Here is a 15,588-nt window from a genome sequence, read left to right as displayed (position 1 = left end):
GGTGCGAGCGAAGCGAGCCTCGAAGGATGCGTGGCCCGGTTGGGGCCGTCGATCCTTCGAGACGCGCTTCGCGCTCCTCAGGATGACGGGGATGGATCTTGCTTAAAGCCGCTTGATCGCCAGCACCTCGCTGCCGGCGGCCTTGATCCGCGCGATCGCAGCCTGCGTGTTCTCCACCGCGGTAGCCATGTGATGCGCGTTGGCGTGCACGATCGTGGTCGCATCGCGCGCAATTGCGACATGGCCCTTCCAGAAGATCAGGTCGCCGCGCTGCAGATGCCTGGATTCCGCTGTAGTCAATTCGCGGCCGAGCCCTTCCTGCTGCATGTCGCTGTCGCGCGGGCAGCCGGTACCGGCGGCGGTCAGCGCGATCTGCACCAGGCCGGAGCAGTCGATGCCGAGACTGGACTTGCCGCCCCACAGATAGGGCGTGCCGACGAATTGCTCGGCGATGGCGACGAAGTCCTGCGCCATCGCGTCGAGCGGCGCGAGATGCTGATGCGGCAGATGCCAACCGTCGCGGGTCACCGCGAAGGCGCCGTCCTCATGGACGATTGCGAGCTTGCTCCCCATCGCCAGCGCCTCGACCGGCGGCAGCTTGATCGACGGTCCCGGGAACGCCAGCGTGCGCAGGGCCGTCACCTTGTGGGTGGCTGCGGCGCCGGGCTTGGCCAGCGCGGCCCCGGGAATCCAGCCGACATATCCGTCATCGGCGAGCTGACCCCAGGCCCAGCCTTCGCCGTTGCGGTCATACACCGTGACGCGCTCGCCTCTTAGCGCCTGCGTCATCTGTTCGGCATCGGCCGCCGGCGTCCGCCGCAGCGGCGCGATGGCGTCAACGACCTCGAAGGTCTCGCCTTCGACGAAGCGCGCAGCCTTGACCTTGCCCTCGAGATATTTCGCGGCGGCGTCGTCGCGGGCGGGAGTGAGGCGGGGATCATCCATAACGCTGGCTCAGCAATTTGTAGATCGCGCGCGCGGCCTGGCACTCGCCGCCCTCGGGGCGGCCGGGCTTTGCCGATGGCGTCCAGCCGTAGATGTCGACATGCAGCCAGCTCCTGGCGTGCTCGACGAAGCGCTGCAGGAACAGCGCGCAGGTGATCGAGCCCGCGAAGCCGCCTGACGGCGCGTTGGTGATGTCAGCGGTCTTGGAGTCGAGCCAGGCATCGTAGGCCGGCCATAGCGGCATCCGCCACAACGGGTCGTTCTCGTCCTTTGCGTGAGCTGCGACGTCAGCGGCGAGCGCCTCGTCATTGGTGTAGAATGGCGGCAAATCGGGGCCCAGCGCCACGCGCGCAGCGCCGGTCAGCGTGCCGAGATCGACCAGGAGATCCGGCGTCTCCTCGTCGGCCAGCGCCAGCGCGTCGGCGAGCACCAGCCGCCCCTCGGCGTCGGTGTTGCCGATCTCGACGGTGATGCCCTTGCGCGACTTGAAGATGTCGAGCGGGCGGAACGCGTTGCCGGCAACCGCGTTCTCGACCGCCGGGATCAGCACGCGCAGCCGCACCTTCAGCTTCGCGTCCATCACCATCTGTGCCAGCGCCAGCACGTTGGCGGCGCCGCCCATGTCCTTCTTCATGATCAGCATGCCGCTCGACGGCTTGAGATCGAGCCCGCCGGTGTCGAAGCAGACGCCCTTGCCGACCAGCGTCACCTTTGGATGGGCCGGATCGCCCCAGCTGAGATCGATCAGCCGCGGCGCGCGCGTCGAGGCCATGCCGACGGCGTGGATCAGCGGGAAGTTCTGCGCGAGCTCGTCGCCATCGATGCAATTGAAAGTCGCGCCGAACCGGCTTGCGAGATCGCGCGCCACCTCGGCGAGCTCGGCCGGGCCCATGTCGTTGGACGGCGTGTTGATGAGATCGCGCGCCAACGCCGCGGCATCCGCGATCCGCGCGATCTCGGTGCGTCGACGCCATCGGGCGGCACCAGGCGAACCTCGGGGGCCTTGTTCTTGCGATAGCGGCCGAAACGGTAGCAGCCGAGCGCGAAGGCGAGCGCGGCAAGCCGCGTGTCCTGCGGCGCATTGGCAAAGCGGTAGACGCCCGGCGGCAGCAGGCCTGGAAGGGCGCCGGGCCGGAACGGATCGCGCGCCTTGTGATCGGAATCCTCGAGGCCGAACAGCACCTGCGCGATGCCGCCGTCAGCCGCCGGCAAGGCAAGGGATTTGCCGGGCTTGGCCTCAAAGCCATTGGCCTCGGCGAACTGGCGCGCCGGCGCCGGCAATTCGCTGCGGATCGCATCCCATGTCGCCCTTGTAACGAAAGTGATCGGCGTGACGGCGGTCGTGGGTGCGGTCTCGAACACGGATGGCATGCGGCTCTCGGCTGTTCTGGCGTCGTTGGTTGGCTACTACACGCCTTTCATGGCGGATGGTAGCGCGCCCGCGGTTGACGTGACCTGCGGCATTGGAACCGGGCGCGCCGATCCCTGACCGCGCCAGTTAACCAGACGTTAGGGTTAACAGTCTATTGCTGGCACGCTCAGTTGGATCCATTCGCCCGATTTCGTGAGTCACAGTGCCATGCGTCGACAGTCCAATTTGACCCGGCATCTCGCTTCCGCAGCCTTTGTGGCGCTGTTGGCCGCAGGGCTTGGCGGCTGCCAGACGATGTCCGACGTGACCGGATCGATCGCGTCGCGGCCGGATCCCACGCCCGACGATCCGCGTCGAGCCGTCGAGCTCTATGGCGAGCGCTATCGCAAGAACCCCAAGGATGTCGACGCGGCGATCGCCTACGGTCAGGCGCTGCGCATGACCGGGCAGCGCTCGCAGGCCTGCGCCGTGCTGGAGCAGGCCACGCTCGCCAGCCCCGGCAGCAAGCCGCTGCTCGCTGCCTATGGCCGCGCGCTCGCCGACAACGGCAATTCGCAGGCCGCATTCGACGTGTTGAGCCGCGCGCACAGTCCGGACAATCCGGACTGGCGGATCCTGTCGGTGCAGGGCACCACGCTCGACAAGTTGAACCGGCACGAGGAAGCGCGGCGCTATTACGCCAGCGCGCTGCGGCTGGCGCCGGACGAGCCGTCGGTGCTGTCCAATCTCGGCCTGTCCTACATGTTGACCAAGGAATTGCCGAAGGCGGAAGACACGCTGCGCCAGGCCTATGCCAGCGCCCGCGCCGACACCCGCATCCGGCAGAACCTTGCGCTGGTCGTCGGCCTGCAGGGCCGCTTCGCCGAGGCTGAAACCATCGTCAAGGCCGACCTGCCGGCGGAAGAGGCGGCGGCCAACGTCGCCTATCTCCGCGATATGCTGAACAGCAAGGACGGGCCGCGGACCGCATCGCGCGCTGCGCCTGTCGTCGCCAAGGACGACTAGCGCTCCACGCCTATTGCGCTTGATAGCGAAGCTCTCAGCTCGCGAAGCATCGTGCTCATGTGCTCACAAAAGAAAGCGCCCGGCATTGCCGGGCGCTCTTCGTAGACGCTGCTGTGCAGCTCAGTGCATCGTGGCGATCTTGATGTAGGACGGCCCGAGGATCACGATGAACAGGCAGGGCAGGAAGAACAGGATCATCGGCACGGTCAGCTTGGGTGGCAGCGCCGCGGCCTTCTTCTCGGCCTCGTTCATGCGCATGTCGCGGTTTTCCTGCGCCATCACGCGCAGGCTCTGGCCGAGCGGCGTGCCGTAGCGTTCGGATTGCTGCAAGGCCATGCAGACCGACTTCACGCCTTCGAGGCCGGTGCGGCGCGCAAGGTTCTCGTAGGCGGACTTGCGGTCCTGCAGGTAGGACAATTCCGCGGTCGTCAGCGCGAACTCCTCCGACAGCGCGATCGACTGTCCGGCGATCTCGTTGGCGACCTTGCGGAACGCGACCTCGACCGACATGCCCGACTCGATGCAGATCAGCAGCAGGTCGAGCGAATCAGGGAAAGCGCGCTTGATCTGGAGCTGGCGCTTGGAGATCGCATTCTTCAGGAACAGCATCGGCGCCTGCAGGCCGGCATAGGCCGCGCCGACGCAAATGCCGATCTTGAGTGTCAGCGACCAGGTCGCGCCGGCGATGAAGAACGTGTAGATGATTGCGCCGATCAGCATCAGGATCGGCGTGACCGCGCGTGCTGCCAGGAAGTAGACATACGGCGCGTGGCCGCGATAGCCGGCCATCACGAGCTTCTCGATCGCCGCTTCCTGAGCCAGCCATTTGGTGAGGTTCAGGTCATCCACCATCTTGGAGACGGCCTGCCGCGGCGTCTGGCGCAGCGTCACCTTTTCCGACTTGGCCAGGCGTTCGCGTTCGCGCTGCCGGAGGCGTTCGCGCTCGCTGGCGACGGCCTTCATGCGCTTGTTGAGGTCGCCGCCGGCGAGCAGCGGCATCACCAGCGTGTAGACCGTCGCGCTTGCCGCGAAGAAGGCAAGCAGCATGGTCATGAACCTGACGTCGTGAAGCTTGGCAACCAGAATATCAATCATGCTGCACCGTCAGAAATCGAAGTTGATCATCTTCTTCATCACCAGCACGCCGCACGTCATCCAGAGCGCGCAGCCAACCAGCATCAGCTGGCCCATCGGGTTCGTCCATAGCAGGGCGATGTAGTCCGGCGTCGTGAGGAACACGAGGATCATCACGATCGGCGGCAGCGAGCCGATGATGGCGGCGGAGGCCTTCGCTTCCATCGACATCGCCTGGATCTTCTCGGCCATCTTCTTGCGGTCGCGCAACACCCGCGACAAATTGCCGAGCGCTTCCGACAAATTGCCGCCGGATTTCTGCTGGATCGCGATCACGATGCCGAAGAAGTTCGCCTCCGGCAGCGGCATGCGTTCGTAGAGCCGGGCGCAGGCCTCGCCGAGCGGCATGCCAATCGCCTGGGTCTCGATGATCGCGAGGAACTCGCTGCGCAGCGGCTCAGGTGCGTCGTTGACGACCGCCTTGAGCGATTCGAACAGCGGCAGGCCGGCCTTGATGCCGCGCACGATGACGTCGACGGCGTCGGGCAGCGCCTTCAGGAACGCCTTCTCCCGCCGCTTCTTCAAGAAGCCGAGCAGCCAGCGCGGTGCGCCGAGACCCATGGCGAAGCCGATGCCGGCCGCACCGAGCAGTCCTCCGCCGACCATGAAGGCCACGCCGAACCCGAACAGGCCGAGGCCGCCGGAGATCATCCAGAATTTCTGCTCGGACCACTCCAGCCCGGCCTGCGAGATGCGGACGCCGAGCGGGACCTTCTTGTCCTTCTGCCGCCGCGCCTCGAGTTCCTTCAGCGATCCCTCGACCTGCTCGCGGCGGGAGCGCTGCGTGCGCTCACTGCCGCGCGTCGTCGACTGCTCGTTGCGCGCCACCGATGCGCGGCGCGACTCGGCCTTCTTCTCCCCCGAGAGGTACGGGTACAGGAAGACCCAGGCGATGCCGCCCACGGTGGTGGCGGCGAGGAAGGCCAGAGCGAGCGTTTGCGTCTGCATCCTGCGCTCCCCTAGACCGGCGCCGGCGAGTCGGAGGCGTCCAGCGCCGCCGCAAGCCGCTTCTCTTCATTGTAGTAGCGCGCCCGCTCCCAGAAGCGCGGCCGGCCGATGCCGGTCGAGCGGTGCTTGCCGATGATCTTGCCGTTGGCGTCTTCCCCGACCACGTCGTAGAGGAAGATGTCCTGAGTGATGATGGTGTCGCCTTCCATCCCCATCACCTCGGTGATGTGGTGATGCGGCGCGAACCGTCGCGCAGGCGCGCGGCCTGCACGATGATGTCGACCGAGGCGCAGATCATCTCGCGAATGGTGCGTGAGGGAAGCGAGAAGCCGCCCATGGTGATCATGGATTCGCAGCGTGACAGCGCTTCGCGGGGATTGTTGGCATGCAGCGTGCCCATCGAGCCGTCGTGGCCGGTGTTCATCGCCTGCAACAGGTCGAACGCTTCGGGTCCGCGGACTTCGCCGACGATGATGCGCTCGGGACGCATACGCAGGCAGTTGCGGACCAGCTCGCGCATCGTGACCTGGCCCTCGCCTTCGATGTTCGGCGGCCGGGTTTCCAGCCGCACCACATGCGGCTGCTGCAGCTGAAGTTCGGCGGCGTCTTCGCAGGTGATGATGCGTTCGTCGTGCTCGATATAGTTGGTCAGGCAATTCAGCAGCGTGGTCTTGCCCGAGCCGGTACCGCCCGAGATGATCACGTTGCAGCGGACACGGCCGATGATCTGCAGGATGGTCGCCCCTTCCGGCGTGATGGCGCCGAACTTGACGAGCTGCTCCAGCGTCAGCTTGTCCTTCTTGAATTTGCGGATGGTGAGCGCGGGCCCGTCGATCGCCAGCGGCGGCACGATGGCGTTGACGCGCGAGCCGTCGGCGAGGCGGGCGTCGCAGATCGGCGAGGATTCGTCGACGCGCCGGCCAACCTGGCTGACGATGCGCTGGCAGATGTTGAGAAGCTGCTGGTTGTCGCGAAAGCGGATGCCGGTGCGCTGGATCTTGCCGGCGACTTCGATGAACACCGTGCCCGCGCCGTTGACCATGATGTCGGCGATGTCGTCGCGCGACAGCAGGGGTTCGAGCGGTCCGTAGCCGAGCACGTCGTTGCAGATGTCGTCGAGCAGCTCTTCCTGCTCGGCGATCGACATCACGATGTTCTTGATCGCGATGATCTCGTTGACGATGTCGCGGATTTCCTCGCGCGCCGACTCGCTATCCAGCTTGGCGAGCTGGGCAAGGTCGATCGCCTCGATCAGGGCGCCGAAGATCGTCGCCTTGACCTGATAGTAATTGTCGGAGCGGCGGGCTTCGACGGCGGGAGCGGGCGACGGCTTGGCCGGGGCCAGCGGCGGCGACGATATCGTGGGGGCGGCGGACTCACGCGCCATCGGCGACGATCCGGCAGGCTCCGGCGTCTGAAAAGCGGGCTTGGGTGCCCGCACATCCCCATCGTTTCCGCTACGCTTACCAAACACGACGTCTTGACTCCACGCGGACCACTATTTGGACCGCAGCTTTTCGAGCAGGGGCGACAGGAAGGACCCCCTCGGCTTCTTGGTTTCGCCGCGGCCTGTCAGCCGCTGCGCCATCTGCAGAAACATCTCGACTGCGCGGTGATTGGCGGAGATTTCCGCGATCATCTGGCCGTTGTTGGCGGCCGAACCGAAGATCTGCGGATCGAACGGGATGGCGGCGATCGGCTGGCTTTCGATCGCCTTGGCGAATTCGCCGGCCGCGATCTCCGGACGCTTCGGCACGCCGACCTGGTTCAGGCAATACAACGGCGCGCGGTCGTTCGGCCGTGATGCCTTCAAGAGGTCGAACATGTTCTTGGCGTTGCGCAGATTGGCGAGGTCAGGCGCCGCCACGATCAGGATGTCGTCGGCTGCGATCAGCGCGCGCTTGGTCCAGCCGGACCATTGATGCGGCACGTCGAGCACGATGCAGGGCATCGTGGTGCGCAGCGTATCGAAGATCGCATCGAACGCTTCGGCGCCGAAATCGTAGACCTTGTCGAGCGTAGCCGGCGCCGCCAGCAGGCTGAGATGGTCGGTGCATTTCGACAGCAGGCGGTCGACGAAGGCGGTATCGACACGGTCCGGCGAGAACACGGCATCCGCGATGCCCTGCGCCGGATCCTGGTTGTAGTTGAGCCCGGCGGTGCCGAACGCAAGGTCGAGATCGGCGACTACGGAATCGAGCGCCAGGTCGCGGGCGATCGCCCAGGCGACATTGTGCGCGATCGTCGAGGCGCCGACGCCGCCCTTGGCGCCGACGATGGCGACGACGCGGCCGACCGCCTTGGCTTCCGGCGCCGAGAACAGGTTACAGACCGCGCGCACCACGTCGATCGCATGCGCCGGCGCGATCACGTAGTCGCTGACGCCGCGGCGCACTAGCTCGCGGTACAGCGTGACGTCATTGACCCGGCCGATCACGACCACCCTTGTGCCGGCGTCGCACACCGTGGCGAGCTGGTCGAGGCCGGCCAGAATGTCGCTGCGGCTCTCGGTCTCGAGGATGATGACGTTGGGCGTCGGCGCCGAGCGATAGGCCTCGATGGCGGCCGCCATGCCGCCCATCTGGATCTTGAGGTGAGCCTTGGCCAGCCGGCGATCCTCGCCAGCCGACTGCACGGCGGCGGCGGTCTCGACCGTTTCGCAGAACGCTTGAACCGAAACCCGTGGCGCCGGAGCAATATGGTCGTCCACGGCCTGCGGCGGGGCGTCCGTCTGCTCTTCGGAGTTTTGCTGCGCGTAGGTGATCATTTTCCTGTGTCGCTTAGCTTGGCCCTGTCGGCCTCGGGATAGGTCGTGGCAGTGGTGGTGCCCTTGCGATACTTGTCGAAGGCGATGTTGCGGCGCGACGTGTAGGCAGGGGTTTCCGCGCGCGGCTGCACGAGGTCAGTCGGGTCTTCGACCATGGCGGCAAGGTTGCGCTGATTGGCGCAGCCGAAATTGTAGTATTGCTTGTTCTGGATGTAGGACCCGTTGTGCATCGACGGGCCGAGATCCTCCGGCCAGAGGCCGCACGGCCCGGCCTCCGCTTTCATCTTGGGATAATTCACGCGGATCGCAGGCATCAGGCGCGGATTCTCGGGATGATATTTGCGAACGAGAATCCCGCGCGTCGGCACGCCTGCCGCGGCAAAGGTCGCCTGAATCTCGCGCAGCGATTCCTGCGCGGGCCGGGCATTCGGCGTATCGACGGGAACGTCGATGGTGACGGCGCCGGTGCCTTCGCGCATCCAGTCCTGCGCCATTCCCATCACCTCGGCGCGCTGCTCCGCGGTCAGGCCGCCGCGGCTGCGGCCGACGAAGACCACGATCGAGCGGTCGGCCTCGGTGACGGCGATCGGGTGACGCAGGCGATAGTCGGCCGGTGAATCCACCATCGCGAAACTGTTGTCGGCAGCGTGCTGACAGGCGCCGAGCGTCATGGCAAGGCCGACGAGCGCTCCGGCGAGACTGACGGCACGCTTGTGATCGGCGGATGGTCTGGGTTTGGTCTGTGTCATCGTCCGCCTCAGTCGGTAATGAAGCCGTAGGTGCCGCGGTAATTCCGCGCCGGCTCGGTGCGGCCGGGCACGCCGTAGATGCGATTGAGGCTGCCCAGCAGGTCGGCCTGCGGATCGGATGCGTTGGCGAAGCCGTCATCCGGACGCGACAGGTCCTTCTGCGCCACCGCGCGAACGACGTAGGGCGTCACCAGGACCATCAGTTCGGTCTGGTTGTTGACGAAGTCGCGGCTGCGGAACAGCGTGCCGAGCACCGGCAGCGATGCCAGCCCGGGGAGGCCGTTGATCGCCTGCTTGGTCTGGTCCTGGATCAGGCCGGCCATGGCCATCGAGCCGCCCGAGGGAATCTCCAGCGTGGTCTCGGCGCGGCGGGTCTTGATCGAGGGGATCGTCGTCCCGCCCGCGCCGCCTGTCAGTGCGTTCTCGGTCGAGACTTCCGACACTTCGGTCATCACGCGCAGGCTGATCCGTCCTTCGGTCAGCACCACCGGCGTGAAGTTGAGCGAAATGCCGAATTTCTTGAAGCTGACGGTCTGAACGCAATTCCCGATCGTGCCGGTCGACGAGGTCTGACAGGTCACGCCGGTCGGAATTGGAAATTCGCCGCCCGAGATGAAGGTCGCCGATTCGCCTGATATCGCGGTCAGGTTCGGTTCGGCGAGCGTCCGTACCACGCCGGCGCTTTCCATGGCGCGGAGCGTCGCCGTCACCGACGATCCGAACGCTGTGGTGAGATTGTTGCCGGACACCAGCGGTCCGCTGTTCGCGGTGAACGGGTTGGTGTTGGCGAATTTCACCACGGTCGTGCCGTAGTTGAGGTTCGCGGTCAGGTCGATGCCGAGCTGCTTGATCAGGCTGCGCGAGACTTCGGCAACCGTGACTTTCAGCATCACCTGGTCGCGGCCGCGAACCGCGATCGAGTTCACGACCTTATCGGGACCGCCGACCAGCCGGGTGGCGATATCGCCGGCCTGCTGCGCATCGATCGGGCTCGCGGCGCTCCCGGTCAGCATCACGCCGTCGCCGACGCCCTCGATCTGGATATCGGAATTCGGCAGCGCCGCGCGCAGCGCCTGACGGACGCCGTTGAGGTCGCGCTTGACGGCGATGTCATAGGCCGCGATCTGCTGTCCGGCGGCGTCGAAGAACACGATGTTGGTCTGGCCCACCGTCGCGCCGATGATGTAGGCGCGCTGCGCCGAGCGGACCACGGCGTTGGCGATCTTGGGATCGGCCACCAGAACGTCCTTGATGTCCCTGGGCAGGTCGATCACGATCGATTTGCCGACGCCGAGCGAGAGGAAACGGGCATTCATCTGGCTGCCGTCGGCGGATGCAGCCGGGGCAGGCGCGGCGCGATAATCGCTCGCCACCGCCGGCGTCAGCGCCGGGTTGAGCGAGAGCGCCGCGACGGCCGAGAACGACAATGCGCGGACCATGAAGGCCCGCATTGTCCGTTGAGTTGCCCCGCCCATCATCACGTGTGTCCTCATGGTCACTTCTGCATCGTTGCCTGGTTGGCAACGCCGAAGCGGATGACGTTGATCGTCTCACCGCGCCTCGGGTGGTTGTCGTCGGTCTTGGTTTCGGGCGCGTTGTTGTCGGCGATGCTGCGCAGCGCCAGCGACAGGACGCCGCTCTGGCGCGCGCGCGCCAGCGTTTCGGTCTGTTCGGGTTTCAGCTCCAGCGTCACTGTCTTGCCGATCAGTGCGTTGGTGCCGTCCTTCTCCTTCGGCGCCTGGTCGATCGCAAGCACGCGGATATTGGTCAGGATCACCTCGGAATTGATGAGGTCGGCGCCGTTGCGGTCCGGGTTTTTGTCGCGCTTCGACAGCAGGACGTCGACCCGGTCATTCGGCAGGATGAAGCCGCCGGCGCCGGTCTCGGGCGAGATTTCGGTCGATACTGCCCGCATGCCGGTCGGCAGGATCGCGGCCATGAAGCCGCTTCCGTCGGCCTTGACGAGCTTCTGCTCGCGAATCGGTTCGCCCTGAATGAACGGAGCGCGCGCGATCGAACCGGTGACGTCCTTGATCGCTTCGGCGTGGCTGTCCCTGCGCATGAAGCTGGCGCTGGCGGTGGCCGCCGGCCAGGTCTGCCACTGCAAATCTTCGGGCTTCACGGCCTGGCCGAGGCCGATGTCGGCTTTCGCGACCAGGATGTCGACGGTTGGCAGCTGCGCGACCGGCGGAGGCGGCGCCGGCTTGTCGTCGCTTCCGCTCGCCAAATAGAGCGCCGCTAGGCCGGCGCAGCCTGCAATTGCCAGGACCAGAATGCGGGCCTTATCCATTACGCTTCACTTTCCACATGACGCCGCGACGCTGCCGCCGCCGTGATGGGAGTTGACCAGCTATTCGTCAAAGCATGGTTAATGAGGCGTATCTAAATCGCCTTAACGGGCGGTTACCGCTGCTTTCTCAGCGCAAGGCGAAGTGCGCGAGATCAATCGTCTTGATCCAGTCCGTCTCCGGATAGATCAGCAGGGCGCCGAGGGCGAGTGCGATGCCGTAGGGAATGCCGGTCTGCTTGTCGTGCAGGCGGCTGAGCCAGGCCTGGGACGCGAGCGGGTAGGGCAGCGGCCATTGCCGGAGCTGCAGCAGCAGCACGGTCAGTGCGCCGCCGAACAGCGAGGCAAAGACCAGATAGGGGAGCAGATGCTCGAATCCGAACCACAGGCTGGCCGCAGCCGCGACCTTGGCGTCTCCGCCGCCGACCCACCCCATCGCGAACATGCCGAATGCCACCACCAGCACCAGCGCGCCGGCGCCGGCATGGCTGAGGATGTCTTGGACGCCCATCCCGGTCAGCGGCGCCAGGACGAAGAAGCCGGCCACCAGCGCCAGCGAGATCCGGTTCGGGATCGTCATGGTCAACAGATCGCTCGCCGCCGCGAAGGCCATCAGGGCCGGAAACAGCATCAAGCGCGCGATGTCGAGGATCATGGATTCATGCCGTCAAGCTGGAGCTGCGGTCGAGACCCGACGCTAGCGGCCAATGGTGAACAATCGGGAAAGGATCGCCGGCGCGGCGACGGAGGCCGCCGGGCAGCCCCCGACAAATAGCAAAGGTCCCGGGGATGCCGGGACCTTTGATGCGAGTTCGTCGGAACCGGCTTACTTCAGCGAACCGGCGATCGTGCTGAAGGTGCCCGAGAGCTTGGTGCCGACGCCGTTGACTGCAGCGATAATCGCGATGGCGATACCGGTGGCGATCAGGCCGTATTCGATGGCGGTCGCGCCCGACTCGTCCTTCACGAAGCGCGAAACGAGGTTCTTCATAAGTAACTCCTGTGTACACGTGGCTGGTCGAACTAGGTTTGGTCTCGCCGGCGTTCTCAGCACCGTGACCATTGCGGCACCCTACGGTTCGACAATTTCGGTGCAGTTAATTTGATCGCACAAACACAGTGGGAACCCGCACTTGTTGCGCACAGTAAATTTGGGATTAAGCGGTCCGCTCAAATTGCGGATTGTTGCTGAGGACCGCTGCGCGCACCTGTTCACGGCTCCTTAAGTGCACATCTGTACCCATGGGGCTTCCGTCGAATGAGGCCGTCATGCCCAGCCTTCCCTTTGAAGTCATCGAGATGATCGGCCAGACGATGATGAAGGTGGTGCCGATCACCATCGCGCTGGCGCTGTTCTTCACGGTGCTCACCCATTTCTGGGCCTGCAATCCCGGCAAGCCGTGGTGGCAGAAGCGTGAGCTGGTCACCGACATCTGCTACTGGTTCTTCGTGCCGGTGTTCGCCCGCGTGCTGCGCATCGGGCTCCTGGTGGTTGGCGCGGCCGTGGTGTTCAACGTTCACGGCGCCGACGATCTGATTGCGTTTTACGAGAACGGGCACGGCCCGCTGGCGCAGCTTCCGCTCTGGCTGCAGTCCATTATCTTCCTCGTCGGCTCCGATTTCATGCTGTACTGGCTGCACCGGATGTTCCACCGCGGCGACTTCTGGAAGTACCACGCCATCCATCATTCCTCCGAGGATCTCGAATGGATCTCGGCGGCCCGCTTCCATCCGGTCAATCTTCTGATCGGCACGATCACCGTCGACGTGATCCTGCTGATGGCCGGCATCTCGCCGAACATCATGCTGTGGGTCGGGCCGTTCACCACATTCCACTCGGCATTCGTGCACGCCAACCTGAACTGGACGCTCGGCCCGTTCAAATATGTGATCGCGACGCCGGTGTTTCACCGCTGGCATCACACCGGGCTCGAGGATGGCGGCGACACCAATTTCGCAGGCACGTTCCCGCTCTGGGATATTCTGTTCGGGACGTTCCGCATGCCCGAAGGCAAGCTTCCGGAAGATTACGGCGTCGATGCCGAGCAGGGCGTGCCGACCGAGATCGGCGGACAGCTGGCCTATCCGTTCCGGCAGTGACGCCGGTGGCCGCCGGGTGCCATCATGAGTGTTGAGACGGCGACCTTCTCGCGGGCGAAAGCTCCGTGTTCGCCGAGGTCCCGGCCTGGTTCTGGATGGCGTGCGGCGTTTATGCGCTGCTGCTGTTCGTCGGCGACCGGCTGCTCGCCGATTCCGATACCTACTGGCAGATTGCCGTCGGCCGCTGGATCATCGACCATCGCACGCTGCCGTCGGTCGACATCTATTCATTCACCAAGGCCGGTGCGCCGTGGGTGTCGTCGTCCTGGCTGGCGCAGGTTCTGTTCGCGAAGGCCTATGACCTCGCCGGGTGGACCGGGCCGGCGGCGCTGGCCGCGGCCTGTGCTGCCGCCAGCTTCGCGCTGCTGACCGCGATCCTCAGCCGCGCGCTGCCGGCGATCTACGCGAGCCTGATCGCCCTTGCGGCGCTGGTCCTGACCTGCGGGCATCTGCTGGCCCGCCCGCATGTGCTGGTGATGCCCATCATGCTGGTCTGGGCGAACGGCCTGATGACCGCCAGCGAACGCCGCGAGGCGCCTTCGTTCTGGCTGCTGCCGCTGATCGCGCTGTGGGCCAACCTGCATGGCGGCTTTCTGTTCGGCCTGGTGCTGGTCGGTGCATTTGCGCTCGATGCGTTGTGGAATGCCCTGCCGGCTCAAAGGTGGGCGCTGGCAGTGCGCTGGGCAGCGTTCGGCATCGGCGCGCTGGTAGCGTGCTGCGCGACCCCCTATGGATGGGGCTCGATCCTTGCCTCGCTGAAGATTCTCGGCCTCGGTGAGTTGCTGCATCTCATCCAGGAATGGAGGCCGGCGACGTTCAGCGAGATCGACCCGTTCGCGCTGTCCATCCTCGGCCTGCTCGGCGCTGCGCTCTTTTACGGGGCGAGGTTGCCGCTGCCGCGAATCCTCCTGGTGTTGGGCTTGCTGCACATGGCCCTGTCCCACATCAGAAATCTCGAGCTGTTCGCGCTGCTGCTGCCGCTCGCTGTGCTCACGCCGGTCGCAACCCAGTTCCGCCTGCGTGCCTCCTGTACCGTCCGCCCGAGGGCCGTTCCAGCCACAATCCTCCTCGCCGGACTTTGCGCGTGGACCTCAGTCGCTGCGGCGCGTCAGGTCGTATTGCCGCCGCCGATCTATTCGCCGGCTGCCGCGGTTGACGCGATGAAGGCGCGCCACGTCAAGCGGGTGCTCAACGATCTGCAGTTCGGCGGATATCTGATCTGGCGTCAGGTGCCGGTGTTCATCGACGGGCGCGCCGAGCTCTACGGTGAGACGTTCGGGATGGGCTTGGCCCGCGCGCTTCAGCTCAAGGACGTCAACGGTTTCCTCAGCCTGCTCGAGACCAATGATATCGATGCCGTGATGCTCGCTCCCGACACGCCGGCTTCCAGATTGCTGGATCATATCGGAGGATGGCAGCGCCTCTATGCCGACGATCGCGTGGTCGTTCACGTCCGCGCCGTCAGCTGAAGCCGTTGCGGTCGTACGACGTGGGTGGCTGCGAAGTGGGAGCTTAAGTCCTGCTGACGGACGGCCTGGCAGAGCGACGAGCGATGAGGATGGCGGCAATGGTCAGGCCGCCGCCGGCCAGGACGTCGGCGAGGTGATGACCTCCCACCGGCATCGTCGCGACGATCATCGTTGCGTTCACGACGAACACGGGAACGACGAGCCAGCGCGTGTCGCGCGCGGCATAGATCGTCATGACGCCGAGCATGGTGTGAAACGAGGGAAAGCTGACGATGCCGTCGACGCTTGCCGTGTCGACGACCGACAGCGATCCGTCGCGCAACATCGCGAAGGTCCGCCCGAACGTCCACATGTCGCCGAGCGCCGCAAAGTGCTCATAGCTGTGCGGGGCAGGGTGGAAATAAGCGAACGCGCCCGCGGCGAGGATCAGCCACATGCCGATGCACAGCGCGACCGCGCTCAAGCTGAGGACAGCGATGAACTCCGCGAGCCTGTCGCCACGCCGTTGCAGGATCAGCCACCCCAGGACCAGTTGCGACAGCAGGCCGGTGCTTTGGTAGGCCGTCGTCAGCAGCGTCGCGACGAACGAATGCGCGTTTGTCGCGGCCAGGAAGGTTGGCCAGTCGAACCCCAGCAGATGATCGACGCCAGCCAGGACGTCGTCTCTGAGCGGCAGCTTCGATGCTGCGATCAGGTAGCTGAGCGTGCTGCCCGCGGTCAGGAGCGCGCTGATCGGCAGCAGCGCGCGCCAGAACAGCTCGGTCATGAACAGGCCCCGCCGCAACAGGACGGCCGGACGTCGCTCGTCGGCG

At 65.5% G+C, this 15,588-nt stretch carries 13 protein-coding genes and 2 pseudogenes; 3 read left to right on the top strand and 12 right to left on the bottom strand.

The genetic code is table 11. The annotated features are described in order from the left end of the window. Positions 1-102 precede the first annotated feature (102 nt). Together AKN84_RS18960 and AKN84_RS18955 are read right to left on the bottom strand one after the other, a co-directional pair. Entirely contained in the window at positions 103-945 is an 843-nt protein-coding gene (locus AKN84_RS18960) for a C40 family peptidase (protein WP_050422183.1), read from the bottom strand. Further along, positions 938-2,316 (bottom strand): annotated as a pseudogene (locus AKN84_RS18955) (leucyl aminopeptidase family protein). Before AKN84_RS18955 ends, AKN84_RS18960 begins: the two are co-directional and overlap by 8 nt. A gap of 208 nt (positions 2,317-2,524) precedes the next feature. Between AKN84_RS18955 and AKN84_RS18950 the strand changes: the two are divergent. Next, the gene (locus AKN84_RS18950; RefSeq protein ID WP_050422182.1) at positions 2,525-3,322 is read left to right on the top strand and encodes a tetratricopeptide repeat protein; all 798 of its coding nucleotides are present in this window, start codon (positions 2,525-2,527) and stop codon (positions 3,320-3,322) included. 120 nt (positions 3,323-3,442) lie between these two features. Here AKN84_RS18950 and AKN84_RS18945 read toward each other — a convergent pair whose 3' ends face one another. From AKN84_RS18945 to AKN84_RS18905, 9 genes and pseudogenes are all read right to left on the bottom strand, one after another. Next, positions 3,443-4,417, bottom strand: coding sequence for a type II secretion system F family protein (locus AKN84_RS18945; protein WP_050422181.1), 975 nt, complete (start codon positions 4,415-4,417; stop codon positions 3,443-3,445). 9 nt (positions 4,418-4,426) lie between these two features. Continuing rightward, a complete protein-coding gene (locus tag AKN84_RS18940; RefSeq protein WP_050422180.1) occupies positions 4,427-5,404 on the bottom strand; it encodes a type II secretion system F family protein in 978 nt (325 codons plus the stop codon). An 11-nt stretch (positions 5,405-5,415) separates the two neighbouring features. Further along, positions 5,416-6,878 (bottom strand): annotated as a pseudogene (locus tag AKN84_RS18935) (TadA family conjugal transfer-associated ATPase). 24 nt (positions 6,879-6,902) lie between these two features. After that, positions 6,903-8,171 carry a CpaE/TadZ family protein gene (locus AKN84_RS18930; RefSeq protein WP_050422179.1) on the bottom strand — a complete coding sequence of 423 codons (1,269 nt, stop codon included), beginning with the start codon at positions 8,169-8,171 and terminating at the stop codon, positions 6,903-6,905. Continuing rightward, entirely contained in the window at positions 8,168-8,920 is a 753-nt protein-coding gene (locus tag AKN84_RS18925) for a CpaD family pilus assembly protein (RefSeq protein WP_050422178.1), read from the bottom strand. The genes AKN84_RS18930 and AKN84_RS18925 overlap by 4 nt, the downstream gene beginning before the upstream one ends. Before the next feature lie 8 nt (positions 8,921-8,928). Next, on the bottom strand, positions 8,929-10,413 hold the full coding sequence (locus AKN84_RS18920) for a type II and III secretion system protein family protein (RefSeq protein ID WP_128970982.1): 1,485 nt from the start codon (positions 10,411-10,413) through the stop codon (positions 8,929-8,931). A gap of 2 nt (positions 10,414-10,415) precedes the next feature. Next, complete coding sequence (gene cpaB, locus AKN84_RS18915) at positions 10,416-11,210, bottom strand: Flp pilus assembly protein CpaB (RefSeq protein WP_050422176.1); 795 nt, start codon at positions 11,208-11,210, stop codon at positions 10,416-10,418. 127 nt (positions 11,211-11,337) lie between these two features. Then, entirely contained in the window at positions 11,338-11,862 is a 525-nt protein-coding gene (locus AKN84_RS18910; RefSeq protein WP_050422175.1) for an A24 family peptidase, read from the bottom strand. 171 nt (positions 11,863-12,033) lie between these two features. Then, entirely contained in the window at positions 12,034-12,198 is a 165-nt protein-coding gene (locus tag AKN84_RS18905; protein WP_050422174.1) for a Flp family type IVb pilin, read from the bottom strand. A gap of 278 nt (positions 12,199-12,476) precedes the next feature. Here AKN84_RS18905 and AKN84_RS18900 point away from each other — a divergent pair, with 278 nt between their 5' ends. Both AKN84_RS18900 and AKN84_RS18895 read left to right on the top strand, forming a co-directional pair. After that, on the top strand, positions 12,477-13,307 hold the full coding sequence (locus AKN84_RS18900; protein WP_050422242.1) for a sterol desaturase family protein: 831 nt from the start codon (positions 12,477-12,479) through the stop codon (positions 13,305-13,307). Between the two features lie 65 nt (positions 13,308-13,372). Then, on the top strand, positions 13,373-14,776 hold the full coding sequence (locus AKN84_RS18895; protein WP_050422173.1) for a hypothetical protein: 1,404 nt from the start codon (positions 13,373-13,375) through the stop codon (positions 14,774-14,776). A gap of 43 nt (positions 14,777-14,819) precedes the next feature. On the opposite strand, the gene AKN84_RS18890 is transcribed toward AKN84_RS18895, so the two are convergent. Continuing rightward, the gene (locus AKN84_RS18890; RefSeq protein ID WP_157863324.1) at positions 14,820-15,542 is read right to left on the bottom strand and encodes a phosphatase PAP2 family protein; all 723 of its coding nucleotides are present in this window, start codon (positions 15,540-15,542) and stop codon (positions 14,820-14,822) included. Between the last annotated feature and the right edge of the window lie 46 nt (positions 15,543-15,588).

Source organism: Bradyrhizobium tropiciagri, assembly GCF_001189845.1.
GTDB classification, from domain to species: domain Bacteria; phylum Pseudomonadota; class Alphaproteobacteria; order Rhizobiales; family Xanthobacteraceae; genus Bradyrhizobium; species Bradyrhizobium tropiciagri.
The sequence above is the reverse complement of the archived record's forward strand: the minus strand, read 5'-3'. Positions and strand labels throughout refer to the sequence as shown.

Coding starts and splice junctions, on each gene's coding strand:
- AKN84_RS18960 (WP_050422183.1), bottom strand. CDS start 945: ATGGATGATCCCCGCCTCACTCCCGCCCGCGACGACGCCGCCGCGAAA.
- AKN84_RS18950 (WP_050422182.1), top strand. CDS start 2,525: ATGCGTCGACAGTCCAATTTGACCCGGCATCTCGCTTCCGCAGCCTTT.
- AKN84_RS18945 (WP_050422181.1), bottom strand. CDS start 4,417: ATGATTGATATTCTGGTTGCCAAGCTTCACGACGTCAGGTTCATGACC.
- AKN84_RS18940 (WP_050422180.1), bottom strand. CDS start 5,404: ATGCAGACGCAAACGCTCGCTCTGGCCTTCCTCGCCGCCACCACCGTG.
- AKN84_RS18930 (WP_050422179.1), bottom strand. CDS start 8,171: ATGATCACCTACGCGCAGCAAAACTCCGAAGAGCAGACGGACGCCCCG.
- AKN84_RS18925 (WP_050422178.1), bottom strand. CDS start 8,920: ATGACACAGACCAAACCCAGACCATCCGCCGATCACAAGCGTGCCGTC.
- AKN84_RS18920 (WP_128970982.1), bottom strand. CDS start 10,413: ATGAGGACACACGTGATGATGGGCGGGGCAACTCAACGGACAATGCGG.
- cpaB (WP_050422176.1), bottom strand. CDS start 11,210: ATGGATAAGGCCCGCATTCTGGTCCTGGCAATTGCAGGCTGCGCCGGC.
- AKN84_RS18910 (WP_050422175.1), bottom strand. CDS start 11,862: ATGATCCTCGACATCGCGCGCTTGATGCTGTTTCCGGCCCTGATGGCC.
- AKN84_RS18905 (WP_050422174.1), bottom strand. CDS start 12,198: ATGAAGAACCTCGTTTCGCGCTTCGTGAAGGACGAGTCGGGCGCGACC.
- AKN84_RS18900 (WP_050422242.1), top strand. CDS start 12,477: ATGCCCAGCCTTCCCTTTGAAGTCATCGAGATGATCGGCCAGACGATG.
- AKN84_RS18890 (WP_157863324.1), bottom strand. CDS start 15,542: ATGACCGAGCTGTTCTGGCGCGCGCTGCTGCCGATCAGCGCGCTCCTG.